This is a genomic window from Pseudomonas sp. HS6-2 (assembly GCF_049325675.2).
In the GTDB taxonomy this organism is placed as follows: domain Bacteria; phylum Pseudomonadota; class Gammaproteobacteria; order Pseudomonadales; family Pseudomonadaceae; genus Aquipseudomonas; species Aquipseudomonas putida_N.
Map to the genome: position 1 here is coordinate 5,287,106 of NZ_CM143906.1, position 16,593 is coordinate 5,303,698.

At 63.3% G+C, this 16,593-nt stretch carries 20 protein-coding genes; 9 read left to right on the forward strand and 11 right to left on the reverse strand.

Going from position 1 to position 16,593, the window contains the following annotated elements:
• Positions 1-46 precede the first annotated feature (46 nt).
• Positions 47-853 (forward strand): SirB1 family protein, encoded by an 807-nt coding sequence (locus ACOKS3_RS24715; protein ID WP_103449082.1) that lies wholly within the window; start codon positions 47-49, stop codon positions 851-853.
• Here the strand turns inward: ACOKS3_RS24715 and maiA are convergent.
• Genes maiA through hmgA form a run of 3 tightly spaced genes read right to left on the reverse strand, consistent with a single transcriptional unit; the run spans position 847 to position 4,088 of the window.
• A complete protein-coding gene (gene maiA / locus ACOKS3_RS24720) occupies positions 847-1,479 on the reverse strand; it encodes a maleylacetoacetate isomerase (protein ID WP_422763727.1) in 633 nt (210 codons plus the stop codon). The genes ACOKS3_RS24715 and maiA overlap by 7 nt on opposite strands.
• A gap of 11 nt (positions 1,480-1,490) precedes the next feature.
• Positions 1,491-2,783 (reverse strand): fumarylacetoacetase, encoded by a 1,293-nt coding sequence (fahA, locus tag ACOKS3_RS24725; protein ID WP_422763726.1) that lies wholly within the window; start codon positions 2,781-2,783, stop codon positions 1,491-1,493.
• A 3-nt stretch (positions 2,784-2,786) separates the two neighbouring features.
• Positions 2,787-4,088, reverse strand: a complete 1,302-nt coding sequence (gene hmgA, locus ACOKS3_RS24730; protein ID WP_103449076.1) for a homogentisate 1,2-dioxygenase — start codon at positions 4,086-4,088, stop codon at positions 2,787-2,789.
• Between the two features lie 114 nt (positions 4,089-4,202).
• On the opposite strand from hmgA, the gene ACOKS3_RS24735 reads away from it, so the two are divergent.
• Positions 4,203-4,985, forward strand: a complete 783-nt coding sequence (locus ACOKS3_RS24735; RefSeq protein ID WP_103449075.1) for an IclR family transcriptional regulator — start codon at positions 4,203-4,205, stop codon at positions 4,983-4,985.
• Between the two features lie 399 nt (positions 4,986-5,384).
• Here the strand turns inward: ACOKS3_RS24735 and ACOKS3_RS24740 are convergent, their stop codons facing one another.
• The 3 genes from ACOKS3_RS24740 to ACOKS3_RS24750 all read right to left on the reverse strand — a co-directional run bounded on the left by ACOKS3_RS24740 (position 5,385) and on the right by ACOKS3_RS24750 (position 7,529).
• Positions 5,385-6,290 carry an alpha/beta fold hydrolase gene (locus ACOKS3_RS24740; protein WP_103449072.1) on the reverse strand — a complete coding sequence of 302 codons (906 nt, stop codon included), beginning with the start codon at positions 6,288-6,290 and terminating at the stop codon, positions 5,385-5,387.
• A 176-nt stretch (positions 6,291-6,466) separates the two neighbouring features.
• Complete coding sequence (locus ACOKS3_RS24745) at positions 6,467-7,153, reverse strand: LrgB family protein (RefSeq protein WP_422763725.1); 687 nt, start codon at positions 7,151-7,153, stop codon at positions 6,467-6,469.
• Positions 7,143-7,529 carry a CidA/LrgA family protein gene (locus ACOKS3_RS24750; protein ID WP_422763724.1) on the reverse strand — a complete coding sequence of 129 codons (387 nt, stop codon included), beginning with the start codon at positions 7,527-7,529 and terminating at the stop codon, positions 7,143-7,145. The genes ACOKS3_RS24745 and ACOKS3_RS24750 overlap by 11 nt, the downstream gene beginning before the upstream one ends.
• Before the next feature lie 98 nt (positions 7,530-7,627).
• Here ACOKS3_RS24750 and ACOKS3_RS24755 point away from each other — a divergent pair, with 98 nt between their 5' ends.
• Positions 7,628-8,524: a LysR family transcriptional regulator gene (locus ACOKS3_RS24755; RefSeq protein ID WP_422763723.1), complete on the forward strand. Its 897-nt coding sequence runs from the start codon at positions 7,628-7,630 to the stop codon at positions 8,522-8,524.
• Here ACOKS3_RS24755 and ACOKS3_RS24760 read toward each other — a convergent pair.
• Positions 8,506-8,961: a flavodoxin gene (locus ACOKS3_RS24760; protein WP_103449065.1), complete on the reverse strand. Its 456-nt coding sequence runs from the start codon at positions 8,959-8,961 to the stop codon at positions 8,506-8,508. The genes ACOKS3_RS24755 and ACOKS3_RS24760 overlap by 19 nt on opposite strands.
• Positions 8,962-9,078: 117 nt before the next feature.
• Between ACOKS3_RS24760 and ACOKS3_RS24765 the strand changes: the two genes are divergently transcribed.
• Both ACOKS3_RS24765 and ACOKS3_RS24770 read left to right on the forward strand, forming a co-directional pair.
• Positions 9,079-9,507 carry a PAS domain S-box protein gene (locus ACOKS3_RS24765; protein WP_103449064.1) on the forward strand — a complete coding sequence of 143 codons (429 nt, stop codon included), beginning with the start codon at positions 9,079-9,081 and terminating at the stop codon, positions 9,505-9,507.
• A gap of 60 nt (positions 9,508-9,567) precedes the next feature.
• On the forward strand, positions 9,568-10,188 hold the full coding sequence (locus ACOKS3_RS24770) for a hypothetical protein (RefSeq protein ID WP_103449062.1): 621 nt from the start codon (positions 9,568-9,570) through the stop codon (positions 10,186-10,188).
• Here ACOKS3_RS24770 and ACOKS3_RS24775 read toward each other — a convergent pair.
• On the reverse strand, positions 10,173-11,105 hold the full coding sequence (locus tag ACOKS3_RS24775) for a MerR family transcriptional regulator (RefSeq protein ID WP_422763722.1): 933 nt from the start codon (positions 11,103-11,105) through the stop codon (positions 10,173-10,175). The two genes, ACOKS3_RS24770 and ACOKS3_RS24775, sit on opposite strands and share 16 nt — an antisense overlap.
• Positions 11,106-11,303: 198 nt before the next feature.
• On the opposite strand from ACOKS3_RS24775, the gene ACOKS3_RS24780 reads away from it, so the two are divergent.
• The 4 genes from ACOKS3_RS24780 (at position 11,304) to ACOKS3_RS24795 (ending at position 13,273) form a co-directional block, all read left to right on the forward strand.
• Positions 11,304-11,864 (forward strand): putative antibiotic biosynthesis monooxygenase, encoded by a 561-nt coding sequence (locus ACOKS3_RS24780; RefSeq protein WP_103449059.1) that lies wholly within the window; start codon positions 11,304-11,306, stop codon positions 11,862-11,864.
• Positions 11,865-11,940: 76 nt separating this feature from the next.
• Complete coding sequence (gene folM, locus ACOKS3_RS24785) at positions 11,941-12,633, forward strand: dihydromonapterin reductase (RefSeq protein ID WP_103449057.1); 693 nt, start codon at positions 11,941-11,943, stop codon at positions 12,631-12,633.
• 9 nt (positions 12,634-12,642) lie between these two features.
• Positions 12,643-12,939, forward strand: a complete 297-nt coding sequence (locus ACOKS3_RS24790; protein ID WP_103449056.1) for a DUF1244 domain-containing protein — start codon at positions 12,643-12,645, stop codon at positions 12,937-12,939.
• The gene (locus ACOKS3_RS24795; RefSeq protein WP_103449054.1) at positions 12,932-13,273 is read left to right on the forward strand and encodes a HopJ type III effector protein; all 342 of its coding nucleotides are present in this window, start codon (positions 12,932-12,934) and stop codon (positions 13,271-13,273) included. Before ACOKS3_RS24790 ends, ACOKS3_RS24795 begins: the two co-directional genes overlap by 8 nt.
• A 31-nt stretch (positions 13,274-13,304) precedes the next feature.
• On the opposite strand, the gene ACOKS3_RS24800 is transcribed toward ACOKS3_RS24795, so the two are convergent.
• The 3 genes from ACOKS3_RS24800 to ACOKS3_RS24810 all read right to left on the reverse strand — a co-directional run bounded on the left by ACOKS3_RS24800 (position 13,305) and on the right by ACOKS3_RS24810 (position 16,491).
• The gene (locus ACOKS3_RS24800; RefSeq protein WP_103449052.1) at positions 13,305-14,213 is read right to left on the reverse strand and encodes an alpha/beta hydrolase family protein; all 909 of its coding nucleotides are present in this window, start codon (positions 14,211-14,213) and stop codon (positions 13,305-13,307) included.
• Between the two features lie 78 nt (positions 14,214-14,291).
• Positions 14,292-15,503 (reverse strand): enoyl-ACP reductase FabV, encoded by a 1,212-nt coding sequence (gene fabV / locus ACOKS3_RS24805; protein ID WP_219811536.1) that lies wholly within the window; start codon positions 15,501-15,503, stop codon positions 14,292-14,294.
• A gap of 130 nt (positions 15,504-15,633) precedes the next feature.
• Positions 15,634-16,491: a LysR substrate-binding domain-containing protein gene (locus ACOKS3_RS24810; RefSeq protein WP_103449048.1), complete on the reverse strand. Its 858-nt coding sequence runs from the start codon at positions 16,489-16,491 to the stop codon at positions 15,634-15,636.
• Positions 16,492-16,593 lie beyond the last annotated feature (102 nt).

A 16,593-nucleotide genomic window follows, 5' to 3' on the forward strand; every position in this document is an offset into this window, starting at 1 on the left:
GAATCCACGTCCCCCAGCTAATACTCAAACGTGTGTGGAGAGCCCCATGAAACCACGTCAAGCCTGCCTGGCATGCCTGGAGCGCGAGCCGGTCGCCCTGCTGGAAGCTGCGTTGTGGATCGCCGTCGAGCATGATCGCAAGGTCGAGCCTGCGGCCAGCCTTGCCACACTGCAAAACCTGCAAGGGCAGATCAGTGCCTGCCTGCCCATGCTGCCGTTATCCGAACTGGCCCAGCCGCTGCTGCGTCAGCTCAATGCACTGGGCTTCCAGCAGGACGAATACCACCCGCTGCGCCCGCAAGCGGCGCTGTTGGACAAGGTACTGCAGCGCCGACGCGGCCAGCCCCTGGCACTGGCGATCGTCACCCTGGAACTGGCCCGGCGCCTGTCCATACCGCTGGAAGGCGTGGCATTCCCTGGACACTTCCTGCTGCGCGTGCCCGGTGCCGATCACCTGCTCGACCCTTGCGGGGGGCGCCGTCTGTACCCCAATGATTGCCGCGAGCTGCTGGCGCGCCAGTTCGGCCCGCATGTGCCGCTGACTGCCGAACACCTGCACAGCGCCAGCGCCACGCAGATGCTGCAGCGCCTTTCGCGCAACCTGCGCCAGTTGCATATCAGCAACGACAACCACCTGGCTGCGCTGATAGATGCCGAACGGGTCATGCAACTGGGCCCGGCGCAGGTCAGTGACTACATGACCCGCGCCACGCTGTATCAACAGCTGGACTGCCCCCAGGCCGAACGTTTCGACCTGGAGCATGCCCTGCTGCTGACCGACGACCCGGTCCAGCGCCTGAAACTCTCCGAACGTATCGGCAAGCTACCGACGGTGAACCGTTCGATTCACTGAGCCGGCGTGTCCGCCTGGCAGGACGGATGCGCCTTGGCGAACGCCGAATGCCCCTTGGCCAGTGCAGCGACCCGGGCGATGCGTGAGTAGCCGCTGAGGTCGATGTTGAAGCGCTCGGCCGCATACAACTGCGGAATCAGGTAGATATCCGCCAGCCCCGGCTCATCGCCAAAGCAATAACCGTGGTCGCCAATCAACTGCTCCACGGCGGCCAGCCCTTGACCGACCCAGTGGGCGATCCACTGATTTACCTGCGCCTCATCGTGACCCAGCTGGCGCAGTTGATTGAGCACGCTGACATTGTGCAGAGGGTGCACATCGCAACCGATGATTGCCGCCACGCCGCGCACCTTGGCCCGCAGGGCCGCGCCAGCCGGCAGCAATGCGGGCTGTGGATAAACCTCTTCCAGGTACTCGATGATCGCTGGCGACTGCACCAGCAATTCACCGCCGTCGGTGCGCAAGGCCGGCACCCGGCCTTGCGGGTTCACCGCGACGTAGGCATCACCGCGCTGGTCACCCTCGAGCAGATTGACCGGCAAGGCCTGGTAATCCAGGCCCTTCAGCGCCAGGGCAATGCGCACCCGATAGGAAGAGGTGGAACGGTAATAGGTATACAGCTCCATGGCCTGCTCCCTCAGTTGGCTGGGATGATCTTGCCGCGGCATTCACCGAAGCCGATGCTGGCCACGCCCTCACGCTTGCAGCGGGCGCGCAGGATGATTTCGTCACCGTCTTCGAGGAACTTGCGGATTTCGCCACTGGCCAGTTCCACCGGCTGCTTGCCGCCCACCGTGGTTTCCAACAGGCTGCCGTAGGCGTCTGGCGTGGCACCGGACAGGGTACCGGAACCGAACAGGTCGCCGGGCTGCAGTTGGCAGCCATTGACGCTGTGATGGGCGATCAGCTGGGCCACGGTCCAGTACATGTTCAAGGTGTTGCTCAAGGCCAGACGTTGCGCCGGCAAGCCCTGCTCGCGCATGCGCTCGGTGAGCAGCAGCACTTCCAGTTCGATATCGAAGGCGCCATTGGCCTGGTCACGCTGATCGAGCAGGTATGGCAGCGGCTGCGGATCGCCTTCCGGGCGGGCCGGCTGGGCGCAGCGGAAGGGCTCCAGGGCTTCGGCGGTGACTACCCACGGCGAAATCGTGGTGATGAAACTCTTTGACAGGAACGGGCCCAGTGGCTGGTATTCCCAGGCCTGGATATCCCGCGCCGACCAGTCGTTGAGCAAGCACAGACCGGCAAGGTGCTGCTCGGCCTCGGCAATCGGAATGGCCTGGCCCATATCGTTGCCCTGGCCGATCCAGATGCCCAGCTCCAGTTCGTAGTCCAGCCGCGCGCAGGGGCCGAAAGTCGGCTCGGTGTGGCCGGCAGGCAACGTCTGGCCTTGCGGGCGACGGACCTCGGTACCCGATGGACGCAAGGTTGAGGCGCGGCCGTGGTAGCCGATCGGGACGTACTTGTAGTTGGGCAGCAGCGGGTTGTCGGGGCGGAACAGCTTGCCGACGTTGGTGGCGTGCTGGATACCGACGTAGAAGTCGGTGTAGTCGCCGACCTTGGCCGGCAGGTGCAACTGGCACTCACTGGCCGGATACAGCGCAGACTTGAGCACAGCTTGGTGTTCGCTGTGCTCGCCCAACAGCTCCAGCAGACGCTCACGCAGCGCCACCCGGGCATCACGCCCCAGCGCGAAGAAGCCGTTCAGCGCACCGCCACGGGTGGCTTCCACCGCTACCTTGGCCTGGCCAGCGAACAGGCCCAAGGCCAGCGCGGCTTCCAGATCAAGGATGGCATCGCCGATGGCGACGCCACAGCGCAGTGCTTCACCCGGGCGGCTGAAGATGCCCAGCGGCAGGTTCTGCAGCGGGAAGTCGCTGTGCCCGTTGGCGTGCTCGACCCAGCTACGGGCAATGGCGGTCTGGTTCATGGGTTATCTCCGGTTCGGGTTGAAGGTGCTCGGCAAGGTGGCCCAGCAACTATCGTAGTCGGCCTGCAATTGCGGGCTGTCGAGTGCCTGCAGGCTCGGGCGCAGCACCTGGCTGGTCTCGAACATGAAGGCCATGGTGTTGTCGATCTTGTGCGGCGCCAGTTCGGCGGCGATGGCCTTCTCGCAGGTCTCGGCATCCGGCCCGTGGGCACTCATCACCCCGTGCAACGAGGCACCACCCGGCAGGAAGCCTTCGGCCTTGGCGTCGTAGGCTCCGTTGATCAGGCCCATGAATTCGTTCATCAGGTTGCGGTGGAACCAAGGTGGACGGAAGGTGTTCTCGGCCACCATCCAGCGCGGCGGGAAGATCACGAAGTCCATGTTGGCCATGCCGTGCACGCTGGTCGGCGAAGTCAGCACGGTGAAGATCGACGGGTCCGGATGGTCGAAGCTGACCGTGCCGATGGTGTTGAAACGGCGCAGGTCATACTTGTAGGGCACGTTGCTGCCATGCCAGGCGACCACGTCCAGCGGCGAGTGCTGCAGCTCGCAAGCCCAATGCTCGCCGAGGAACTTCTGCACCAGCTGCACCGGGCCATCAACTTCTTCGTAATGCGCCACCGGGGTGAGGAAATCACGCGGGTTGGCCAGGCCATTGCTGCCGATCGGCCCCAGGTCAGGCAGGCGCAGCGGCGCGCCGTGGTTTTCTGCGATATAGCCGCGGGCCTGGCCATCGGGCAACTCGACACGGAACTTCATGCCGCGCGGGATCACGGCGATTTCCTGTGGTTCGACGTCCATCACGCCCAGTTCGCTGGCGATGCGCAGGCGGCCTTGCTCCGGCACCAGCAGCAGTTCGCCGTCAGCGTTGAAGAACACCCGGTCCATGGTGCGGTTGGCGCAGTAGATGTAGATGCTGACCCCGGCCGGTTTTTCGGCTGCCGAGTTGGCCACCATCGGCACCCAGCCTTCGATGAAATCGGTTGGCTCGCTGGGCATGGGCTGTGGGTTCCAGCGCAGGCGGTTGGGCGTGACCGCACCCAACGGGCCGCTCAAGGGCTGGCGCTGCAGGCGCTCGAAACGCGGGTGCAGGGCCGATGGCCGGATGCGATACAGCCAGGTGCGACGCAGTTCGCTGCGGGCCATGGTGAACGCCGTGCCCGACAGCAGCTCGGCATACAGGCCATAGGGGGCTTTCTGTGGCGAGTTCTGCCCGACCGGCAGGGCACCGGGCAATGCTTCGCTGGCGAATTCGTTTCCGAAGCCGCTCAGGTACTGAAGGTCGGGGGACGTGTCGTGGTGCATCGAAACCTCCGGATTTTGTTTTTATCGTAATCTGATTACGAATAACGTAATTTGCTCCCCGCCAGGCGTCAAGCTATAAAGGCGCGACGCGAAAAATCCGGAAGCTTCCTACCCATGGCCAAAGCCAGCTCCCCCGCCGACAACGGCAAGCAGAAAGTCCGCTCGGCGGAAGTCGGCACCGACATCCTCAAGGCCCTTGCCGAGCTTTCCCCCTCTACCTCGCTGTCGCGCCTGGCCGAGCATGTGCAGATGCCGGCGAGCAAGGTGCACCGCTACCTGCAGGCGCTGATCGCCAGTGGTTTCGCCGAGCAGGATGCCGCCACCAACCACTATGGATTGGGGCGCGAAGCATTGCGTGTGGGGCTTGCAGCGCTGGGCAGCATCGATGTACTGAAAGTGGCGGCACTGCCACTGTCGCAACTGCGCGATGAGCTGAACGAGAGTTGCTTCCTCGCCGTATGGGGCAACCAGGGCGCCACCGTGGTCAGCATCGAGCCCGCCGTACGGGCGGTCACGGTGGTGACCCAGATCGGTTCGGTGCTGCCGCTGCTCAGCTCTTCCACCGGCCTGGTGTTTGCCGCCCATCTGCCTGAGCGAGAGACGGTGGAGCTGCGTGACCGCGAGCTGGCCGCACTGCAGCAGAACGCCAGCGACTACGAAGGCTTGCTGGCGGGGATCCGCGAACAGGGCTTGCACCATGTGCACGGTCTGTTGATGCCGGGTGTGGATGCGTTGTCTGCACCAGTGTTCAACGCCATGGGGCAGATCGCGGCGGTGATGACCGTGGTCGGCCCGACCTCGATCTTCCATGCCGATGAGCACGGCCCGGCAGCCCGGCGTCTGTTGGCTGCAGCGCGAGACACCAGCTGGCGCATGGGCTACTCGCCAGCGGCCTGAAAAATCCGCCTGGCACTGTTGCCCGAAACGTAAAGGTGAATGTCACAAGCGGCTATTTTTCCCACAGGATCAAGCGCTTATTCTTACCTCACTGGCCGGCATGAAGGGCTCTACCCCCCGCCTTTCAGGCCCGCGAGGTTCACCGACGTTGATTTTGAAGCTCCTTGATCTAACGTCTCGATTGGCCGCTGCGTTTTGCAGCGGCCTTTTTTTTGGGCATGTGCATGGCTTGATAGATGTGATGCCTGGGGGAGGCATGCCTTGAGAGGTGTAGTACCTGTAAAATCGAGCGCCGCGCGGGCGGCGCTCGAGCTCATAAGCGCTGCAAATCTGTCGACAGCCACCTGCAGCCTCGCCCCAATCCCCCGACAAAAAAAACGCCAGGCGATGATCGCCGGCTCAGGAGCAGGCAACACTCTGCGGCAGGTAGCTCAACAGCTGTTCGCGAAAGGCCAGGTAATGGCGCAGCACCTGCACGGGCGCTTCGGTGTGTGGGTAATGGCCGATGCCTTGCAGTTGCACGATATCCGGGTTAGGCACCAGCTGCCGATAGCGCTCGACCATATCCGCGCCGGACAAAGGGTCGGCGATGCCGTTTATGAACCGCAGCGGTATGCCACCGCGCTGCAATGCCCCAACCCAGCGCTCACGATGCTGCCTGCGCTCACGCTGGTAACCCACCAGCTTGTGCAGGACGCGCGTACCGTAGTTGGCGGTGATCAGGCTCCAGCAATCATCCAGCGCGCTTTCACTGGGGTGGGTGCACGGGCCGTAGATTTGGGTCACGTTGCGCACCAGATCGTCGCGCCCGAACGAACGCCCCACCAGCCAGCCCAGGCGGCTAAGGAGCAGCTTCTGGACCAGCGGGATCTGACAGCTTTCCGGGAACAGCCCACTGTTGAGGAACACGCAGCTGGCGATGTCGCCACGCTGTTCGTGGTGCCGCGACAGCAGTTCCTGAGCCACGCTGCCACCGTAGTCGTGTGCCAGCAGATGCACCGGCTGCTCAACCTCCAGATGCGCCAGCAGCGCCTGTTGCAGGTCCGCCTGCTCCATCAGGCTGTAGCGGTGGTTGAGCGGCTTGGCGGAATCGCCGAAGCCGAGCATGTCGCAGGCAATCACCCGAAAGCGTTGACTCAGCGGCGCCCACAGGTAGTGCCAGTCCCAGCTTGCCGTGGGAAACCCATGCAACAGTAACAAGGGCTCTCCTTGCCCTGCGGTCCAGTATCGGATGCTCTGGCCCCGGAATGAAAAACACTGCCCCCGGGTACGCCAGACGCGCAATGGAATCTCGGCGATAGGCATCAGGATTGTCCCGGTGGAGTGGTGTCGACGGAATAGGGCAAGGCTGCGGTCATTGCATGTCACCTCGGCACTTACATGTGCTCTCTATGTCGAGGTCGAGTGTAAGCAGCAGCCCGTGATGTGAAAATTGCGTTACCAGCCAGCTTGATGACCGAGCGAGTCAGTGGCACGTAAGGTCACAGCAGCATCGCCAGCAACGGCGCGGCGAACAGGTTGAGCAGGCCGGTGAGGACCATGACCAGGCCGGCCACCGAGCCCTCTTCGCGGCCCACTTCCTGGGCCCGGCTGACTCCGGCGCCATGCGCGCCCACACCAAACAGCGCGCCCCGCGCCAGCGGTGTACGCAAGGGCAGCCAGCGCAGCAGCACGCCGCCGAACATGGCACCCAACACCCCGGTGAACATCACGAACACCGCAGTCAGTTCCGGTACGCCACCCAGGTCATGAGCCAGCGGCATGGCGAATGGCGTGGTGATCGAACGCGGCACCAGCGACAGGCTGATCGCATCGTCCAGCGCCAACAGGTGCGCCAGGCTCCAGGAACTGGCGATCGACGCCGTGCTGCCCGCTACCATGCCCACCAACAGCGCCGGCCAATGCCGCGCCAGCATCGCCCGCTGTTGCCAGATCGGCACGGCGAAGGCCACGGTCACCGGGCCCAGCACGCTCATCAGCCAATGGGTGTTGCGCGAATATTCAGCGTAAGCCGTGTGCAGCGGCACGGCCACCGCCAGCAGCAATGCCGGGACCAGAATCAATGGCGACATCAGATAGCGCCCGGTGCGTCGATACAGCCAGCGGCTGGCCAGGTAGGCCGCCAGGGTCAGTGCCAGCCAGAACAGTGGCATGGGTTCAAGGCTCATGGCGCAACCTCCAGCGGCAGACCAGTTCCACGGTCACGGCGGTCACCACCATGACCATCAGGGTACTCACGGCGATGACCAGCAGGATGCGCCAACCTTCGCTGCGCATCAGGCTGCCGTAATCGAGCAGGCTCATCAGCGCCGGGATGAAGAACAGGAGCATTTCCGCCATCAGCCAGCCAGCGCCCAGTTGCAAGGTGGCCGGCTTGAGCACACCGAAGGCGAATAGCAGCAACAGCAGGCCCAGGCCCATCACCCCGCCAGGAATCGGCCAGCCCAGCCAGGCGGCCAGTTGGCCACCGAACAGGAACAAGGCCAGCAGGACCGCCAGCTCGGCGAGCAAGCGCAGGGGCTTTTTCAGTAATGCGGGTTTCATGGGCGGGGTTCCTCGACAGGCCCTCATTTTAAGATTCGGCTGCCTAGGCCAAAAGCGAATTGTTAGACTTGCAGCCATTCCACAATGGAATCTCGACCATGGAATTCAAACAGCTGCGCAGCTTCATCGAAGTCGTCCATCGCGGTGGCTTTACCCAAGCCGCACAAACGTTGCATATCAGCCAGTCCGCCGTGAGCAAGCAGGTCGCTCAATTGGAGCAAGATGTGGGCCAGCCACTGCTTGAGCGTCAGGCCTCACAGCTGCATCTGACGGCGGCCGGGCGCATCGTGCTGGCACGTGGCGAAGCGCTGCTGCGCGAGCGTCAGGCGCTGCTCAGCGAGCTCGACGACCTCAGCCAGATGGCTCGCGGCGAGCTGCGCCTGGGTTTGCCGATGCTAGGCAGCGATACCTTGTTCGCCGGGCTGTTCGCCGAATACCGCAGGCGTCATCCGAACATCGCCATTCAACTGCTTGAAGGCGGCAGCCGTAGCGTCGAACAGGCAGTGAGGAATGGCGAGCTGGAGCTGGGCGGCAGCCTCACTCCGAGCGACCCGGCATTCGAGTACCAACCGTTCTGCAATGAACCGCTGGATGCCCTGCTGCCGGCCGGGCATGCGCTGGCCGCGCTGGACCAGGTGAGTCTGAAGCAGCTGGCGGATACACCGTTCCTGCTGTACCAACGCAGCTTCGTGCTCAATGATCGCTTGCTCAAGGCTTGCCAGCAGCAGGGCTTCACCCCGAAGGAAGGTGGCCGCAGTGGCCAGGCGGACTTCCTGGTGGCGCTGGTCGCGGCCGGCCAGGGCGTGGTGCTGCTGCCCCGTGTGGTGGCAAAAGCGCTGGAGCGCCCCGGAGTAGTGCGCTTGCCGCTGAAGGCCCCGACGGATCTACGCTGGGATATCGCCTTCATCTGGCGGCGTGGGGCCTACCTGTCGCGTGCGGCGCAGGCCTGGCTCGAATTGCTGCAGGAGCAAACGCCTCAGCCTTTCAGTGCTTGAGCAAGCTCTGCCAGCCAAGGCTCGGCATCAGCCTCTGGGGTCACGGTCTCGCTGGCATCGAGCTTCAGCATCGGCAGCACTTCCCGTACCCCCAGCTCGGCGAACAGTTCGCGCATCTGCTCGCCGCCGCCGCAATAGGTATCGCCATAGCTGGAGTCACCCAGGGCAATCACCGCGCCCGGCAGCCCACGCCAGGCCGCTGGCAGGGTGTCGCGAATGCTGCTGAACAGTGGCATCAGATTATCCGGCAGCTCACCCATGCCAGTGGTCGACGTCACCGCGAGCAACGCTTCAGGGGCAAAACCCTCGAGATCTTGCTGGGTAGCACGGGCAGCATGCCAGGCTTCAAAGCCTGCAGCCTTGAGCAACGAAGCGGCATGGCGGGCGACTTCTTCGGCGGTGCCGTACACCGAGCCGGAAATAATGGCGACTTTCATCAGGAAGAGGATTCCGAAACTGAGTGAAAACGTAGGATACTAGCATTCGACGCTGGCAAAAGGCCGCCTCTACCGCCACCTCTACCAAAGTCCCCTTCATTGCCCAATGGTCCAGACATGATCAACGCGCAGCTGCTGCAATCGATGGTCGACGCTTCAAACGACGGGATCGTGGTCGCCGAACAGGAAGGCGACGACACCATCCTGATCTACGTGAATGCGGCCTTCGAACGCCTGACCGGCTACAGCCGAGACGAAATCCTCTATCAGGATTGCCGTTTCCTGCAGGCCGATGATCGCGATCAGCTGGGCCGGGCACGCATTCGCAAAGCCTTGGCCGAAGGCCGTCCGTGCCGGGAAATACTGCGCAACTACCGCAAGGATGGCAGCGCATTCTGGAATGAACTGTCGATCACCCCGGTGAGGCACGATGCCGATCAACGCACTTATTTCATCGGTATCCAGAAAGACGTCAGCCGCCAGGTCGAACTTGAGCGTGAACTGGCCGAAATGCACGCTCGTCGGAATTCCGACGAACGAGGCTGAACCAAGCGCCCTGAGCACGGTCAATTTCCGTTGAAGAAATCGTCATCACCGAGTTCGATCATGCAAGCAGACGCGCTCCTGACTCAGGACGAACTGGATTTCATCCAGGACATGCAGCACTCCCCGCAATTGAACCTGGCCGACCCCATGTCGAGCCTGCTGGTCAATGGCGACCGCCGTATCCAGTCCCTGCTTGCCCGCCTGGTGGCCAACGAGCAGGTGACCCTGCAGGCTCAGTTCAACAACCAGCAAATCAGCTTCCCGCTGCAGTTGGTGGAAGACGAGTTCCATGCCGTGCACCTGCAGATCGGCTCACCGGAAATCTACGAAGACGACGGCCCCATGCTGCGCCCTTGGCGCCTGTCGATGGAACAGCCCAGCGCGCTGCGGGATGCCCAAGGCAAGGCCAGTGGCCTGCTGGTCCGGGACATTTCATTCAAGGGTGCGCTGCTCGAGGTGCGTGGCCAGGCGAAAGCTCCATCACGTTTCGATCTGTTTTTCGCCCCCGAGGGCATCAGCCCGATCGGCCTGCATGGCAGGCTGCGTCGGCGCATCGGCCCAGACCTGGCCGCCTACGACCTCAGCCGCAGCCCCGCCGACGAAATCGACCGACTGCGTGAGTACATCCTCCAGGCCCATCGTCAGGCCCATCCGGAACTGCACGATCAGGTATCGAGCTGACCGGCCAGATACTGCCGCAAGCGGCGCTGCATCAGCTCGCCTTCCGCACCAAGGCACGCAACCGGGCTGCCCGCAAGGCTGTCCTGGGCGCTCTCGGCCGCCTCACCGGCCAACAGCAATGGGCATTCCAGGCTTACTGCCAGACGCCTGAGGCGCTTGTTCAATTCGACTGTCGGCGAATGGTTGGCAAACAGCACCAGCGCATCCGGCCGCAGGCGCTCACACACCAGCGGCAACTCTTCCAGCGACTGGCCGGGCATGAGCAGACTCACGCCAATGTCATCGCCGCCCAGAAGCAGGCCGGTCACCAGCAGTTCCAGCTCGTGGCACAGCCCGGGAAGCGGAGCCAGCAGTACATGGCGCGCGCGCGGCTGACGCGAAAGCTGCAAACGGGAGAACACCCGGCCCCGCAAGAACTGATCAAGGAATAACCACTCGCTGGCCTGGCCGAACGCCCCCTGCCCCGCCGCCAGATCATGCCAGACGGGCAAGAACACATCGCCGAACACCTGGTCCAGGGCGATTGTCGCGAACACTTGGTCGAACAGCCGGTCCAGGCTCGGCGCGTCGAAGCGATTCACAGCCTTGCGCACCTGAGCCTGCCAGTGCGTTCTGTCATCAGCTGAAATCACGCCCTGGGCGACTGCCTGGCCGCGGGCGAGAATACCCCCGACCTTGCTGACCGCAACGCCTCGCTCAAGCCAACCAAGGATGCTGCGGACCTGTTCGATATCCGCCTGGGAGTACAACCGGTGACCGCTATCGGTGCGGGTCGGCTGGATCAGCCCGTAGCGGCGTTCCCATGCACGCAGGGTCACGGCGTTGACCCCGGTCAGGCGCGAAACCTCACGGATGGGGAACAGGTCCTGGTGTTGCAGGCCTGTCTCGATCTCCGAGCTACGTCCCTGTTTGTTCATCTGCACTGAGTAACCTGTGTGCGGAAGTTGAACGGTCATTCTACTACGACAGCTTAGGCCGCAAGCCAGCAACCGTTTGCGAACAATTGTTAACACTGCATGCGCCCGATTCTTGCATGCCTGTTGCCGTTGCCCACCACCCCGGGCCACGCAGCCAAGAGGCCGGCTACCCGCCAGCCCGTCGCCAGGAGATACACAATGTCTACCCCACCCGTCACCTTGATGGTGTCGCGCCGCGCCGCCCATGGCCGCTACCAGGACCTGCTGGCCTGGCTGCACGAAGGCGAGCAGCTGGCCACCGACTTCCCCGGCTACCTTGGTTCGGGCATCCTCGCTCCGCCCCACGACAATGACGAATTTCAGATCATTTTCCGCTTCAGCGACGAGCCTACCCTGCACGCCTGGGAGCACTCCGCCTCGCGCCGAGCCTGGCTGGCTCGCGGTAATGGCCTGTTTGAACGCCCCAAAGAGAGGCGCGTCAGCGGCATTGACGACTGGTTTGGCACCAATACGGTGCAAAAGCCGCCACGCTGGAAGCAGGCCGTGGCTATCTGGCTGGCCTTTTTCCCGGTCTCGCTGCTGTTCAACGTGCTGTTCGGGCATTGGCTCGCGATGCTCGAGCTGGTGCCGCGGGTCTTGCTCAGCACGCTGGCCCTGACACCGGTCATGGTCTACCTCTTCATCCCGCTGTCCACCCGCCTGCTGGCCAACTGGCTGCACGCCACGCCAGCCGCCAGCCCGGCGCTGCGCAGCCGCTGAGGCAAGGTCATACAAGCGGGAACAGTTCGGGTATGCTGGGTGGCAACGACAGGACAGACAAGTTGACCGCCCGCACATGAACAGCCCTATTCTCGTCACCGGCGCCAGCCAGCGCGTCGGGCTGGCCCTGGCCTTCGAACTGGCTCAGGCCGGCCATACGGTGATCAGTGCCAGCCGCAGCCTGCAGCCGCAGTCCGCGCACCCGAACATCGTGCAGTTCCAGGCCGACCTCTGCGTCAGAGCCGACCGTGAAGCGTTGATCGACCACCTGCAGCGCAACTACGACGGCCTGCGTGCAATCATTCACAACGCCTCGCTGTGGCTGGACGACGACCTAGACAACCTCGAGACCATGTTCCGCCTGCACGTCGAAGCGCCGTACCACCTCAACCTGGCGCTCGGCGAGATGCTGAACAAGGTCGACAAGGCCGACATCATCCACATCTGCGACGAAACCTCCTCGCGTGGCAGCAAAGGCCACATCGGCTACGCCGCGACCAAGGCCGCGCTGCAGAACATGGTGCTGTCGTTCGCCGAAAAATACGCGCCCAAGGTGCGCGTCAACGGTATCCTGCCGGGCCTACTGATCCTCAAGGAAGGCGGTGACGAGGCCTATCGCCAGCAGACCCTGAAAAAGGCCCTGCTGGAATTCGAACCCGGCGCCGGGCCACTGATCGAGACAGTGAAATACCTGCTCGCCAGCCAGTACAGCACCGGCAGCCAGGTGGTCATCAACGGTGGCCGCCACCTGAAGAACCGCATGATTTGAGAGACTGCCATGACTGAGCAACAACAGCTCGAACTCGAAGCCGCCGCGTTCCGGCGCCTGGTCGAACATCTGCAGAAACGCACCGACGTGCAGAACATCGACCTGATGAACCTCTCCGGCTTTTGCCGCAACTGCCTGTCCAAGTGGTACAAGGCCGCCGCCGACGAGCGCCAGGTCGACATCAGCCTGGATGACGCCCGCGAAGCGGTGTACGGCATGCCCTACACCGAGTGGAAAGCCCAATACCAGAAAGAAGCCAGCGCCGAGCAGCAAGCGGCGTTTGAACAAGGAAAACCTCGTGACTGATCTGAACACCCTGCGCACCAGCCTGGCCAGCGGCCAACACGTTTTTGCCGACACCCTGGCCTTCATCGCCGGCAACTACAGCTACCAGCCCCAGGCCTTCAACAACGGTGGCGTGGAAAATGCCGCCGGGCAGAACGAAGGCTCGTGCAAGACCCTCGGCCTGGCCCTGCTGGAAGGCTTGAGCGACCAGGAAGCGCTGCTGGCCTTCGGCGAGCACTACCGTGACGTGCTGGCCACTCCAGAGGGCAGTGACCATGGCAATATCCGTGCGCTGATCAAGCATGGGCTGGCCGGCGTGAAGTTCGCCGAGCTGCCGCTTTCGCGCAAAGCTTGAGATGGCTAGGGCCGCTTTGCGGCCCAGCATTTCAACTGATATTCGTCCCCGGCACTCCATCTGCCAGCCCGCCCTCCTGCAACCACTGCAAAGCAATCGGCCACAGGTTTTCGCGAAACCGGTCATGGAAGAATGCGAAATGCCCAATCTCATCGACCGAGATATCCACAGGCGCAATCCGCAAATGCCGCCGCTGCGCCGCAGGCAGATATCCCAATAACCGCTCGGTCGCCGCCACGGTGCCAAACGGGTCATCCGTCAGGCTGATGGCCAGGGTCGCGGCCTTTACTTGAGCGAAGGGCAACACTGCCAGGCCGCGCCCGCTCGGGCGCTGTTCGTAGCGCGGTGTGCGAGTGGCCCAGTCATGCACCACACCGGCGGGCGTATCCTCGAGCCAGCCAAGGCGCTTGCCGGGGAAGTAGCCAAAGGCGCGGGTCAGCAACGGCATCACCACATGCCATTTGCCGAACAGCCGCCAGCGCTGGTCGGCGGCATAGTCGCGCCAGTAGGCAAACTGCGCACCGACCATCACCACCCGCCGTACCTGCCCGGCCGACGGCGCCAGGCCCACGGCGCAACCTCCGAAACTGTGGCCCACCACGTCCACTGGCTGACCGGGAAAATGCGCGGCGGCGTGCGCCAGCATGGCTTCGAAATCCAGCCGGCCCCAATCGCTCCACGAAGCCTGGAAGCCGCGCAGCGAGTGCGGGCGTGATTCGCCGATCCCGCGATAGTCATAGGTCAGCACATCGCAGCCTTGGGCGAACAGGTAATCGGCAAAACGCGAGTAGTAGCGGCAGCGTACCGAAGTGGCCGCATTGATGATCACCAGCGGACGCTGGGAATCTGCCTGGGCGTGACGCCAGCAGAAGCCACCGAGGCTATAGCCGTCGGCCGTGGCCTGGCGAAAGGCGGTGGCGGGTTGGGTGAGGCTGCTCATGGCGCACTTCCTGTTGTTGTGCGCCAAAACTAGCAAAAAAAATGGGGGCCTGTATCGGCCCCCATCTTTTATATCGACTTACAGTTCGATGCAGTCGAACTTCACATCGGTCGCCACGTCTTCGTCGTAGTTGACGTCAGCGCGCTCGAAGCCGAACAGGTTGAGGAACTGCTTCTTGTAGCCGGCGTAGTCGGTCAGCTCGAACAGGTTCTCGGTGGTTACTTGTGGCCACATGGCCTTGCACGCGTCCTGTACGTCGTCGCGCAGCTCCCAGTCGTCCAGGCGCAGGCGGGCTTTCTCGTCCACTTCGGCCGGGGCGCCATCGGCACGGTACAGGCGATCACGGAACATGCGGTCGAGCTGGTCCTGAGTGCCTTCGTGCACACCCTTTTCCTGCATGATCTTGAAGACCATCGACAGGTACAGTGGCATCACCGGGATGGCCGAGCTGGCCTGGGTGACCACCGACTTGAGCACCGCCACATTGGCGCCGCCCTTCACTTCACCGGCCAGTTTCTTGTCCAGGCGCAGTGCGGTTTCGTCCAGGTCCTGCTTGGCCTGGCCCAGGGCGCCGTGCCAGTAGATCGGCCAGGTGATCTCGGTGCCGATGTAGCTGAAGGCCACGGTACGTGCGCCTTCGGCCAACACGTCAGCGCCCGCCAGGGCGTCGATCCACAGCTGCCAGTCCTGGCCACCCATGACGGTGACGGTGTCGGCGATTTCCTGCTCGGTGGCCGGCTCGATGCTGGCCTCGATGATGGTGTCCTTGTTGGTGTCGATGGCGGTCGACTTGTATGGCTGACCGATCGGCTTCAGCGCGGAACGGATCAGCTCACCGGTCTGCGGCAGCTTGCGCACAGGCGAAGCCAGCGAGTAGATGACCAGGTCGACCTTGCCACCCATTTCGTTCTTAATCAGCTCGATGACCTTGGCGCGGGCTTCATCGGAGAAGGCGTCACCATTGATCGACTTGCTGTACAGGCCCTCGGCCTTGGCGAACTTGTCGAAGGCAGCGGCGTTGTACCAGCCGGCGGTACCGGCCTTGGTCTCGGTACCTGGCTTTTCGAAGAACACGCCCAGGGTGTCGGCCTTGAAGCCGAAGGCCGCGGTGATTCGGGCTGCCAGGCCGTAGCCGCTGGAAGCGCCGATGACCAGGACCTTCTTCGGGCCATCCTCGCGCACGCCCAGCTTGCGGGTGGCTTCGATCTGGTCACGGACGTTGAGCTCGCAGCCCTTCGGGTGAGTCGTGGTGCAGATGAAACCGCGAACCTTAGGATGAATGATGGCCAATGTCTGTACCTCGTCAGGTTTATGCCGGGGGAACCGCCGCATGGGCGATTCCGATTGATCAGAGGGTGAGACTACCCCCGCAGGTTATCCGACACATATTACGGGGTGTTTGAAGCGATTCAAACGCCGGTCATACCTGCAGCTCACCGCGCAGCCAACCCAGAAACTGCCGTGCCAGCGGATCATCCTGGCTGTCCCGATGCACCAGGCAGGCCCACGCCGGACCGCGCACCCGCTGCGCAGACAGTGCCTGCAGGCGCCCCTCGCCCACCGCCCGCTGCGCCAGCAACTGGCTGACCAAGGCAACGCCCAGCCCTTCGCTCGCGGCATCCAGCAGCAGCCCAGGATCGGAGAAGTTCAGCCCCTTGCCCTGCTGCCCCACATCCTCGCCACCTTCCAGTTGCCAATGGCTCCAGTCCATTTCGCGCTCGCCATGCAAGGTGGTGCGCTGCTGCGCAGGCGTTTGCAGCAACGAGGGGTGGCAGGCGGGATACAGCTGGTCGTGATGCAGCACGGTAAAGCTGCACTCAGCCTGGGCACTTAGATCGTCGCGAATGGCCAGGTCGATGGTTTCGCTGGCCATGTCCGGCACCTCGAAACTGGTGAACAACCACAAGTCGACCTGTGGGCAGCGCTGATGGAAATCGGCCAGACGCGGCAGCAGCCAGTGCCGGGCGAAGGCCGGGCTGGTATTGACCACAAGTTGATTCGGCTTGCGATATTGCTCCAGGCGGCGGATGCCCACGGCCAGGTGCTGCAGCATGGACTGGGTGGTGCTGAGCAGATCATGCCCGGCATCGGTCAGGCTGACGCTGCGACCGCTGCGGTAGAACAGTGGCTGCTCCAGGTAGGTTTCCAGGCTGCGGATCTGCTGGCTGATAGCCGACTGAGTGAGGTTCAGGGCTTCGGCGGCCTTGTGGAAGCTGCCAAGCCGGGCTGCGGCTTCGAAGCCCCTGAGGGCATTGAGCGGTGGCCAGTGTTTGAGCATGATCGATAAGCCCTGCTAATCAGATGTCGGCTAAATCTATCGTTTGTCGCCACCACTTGATAGCCATAGCATGGGCACCAACACCCGCGACGGCGGGCTTCG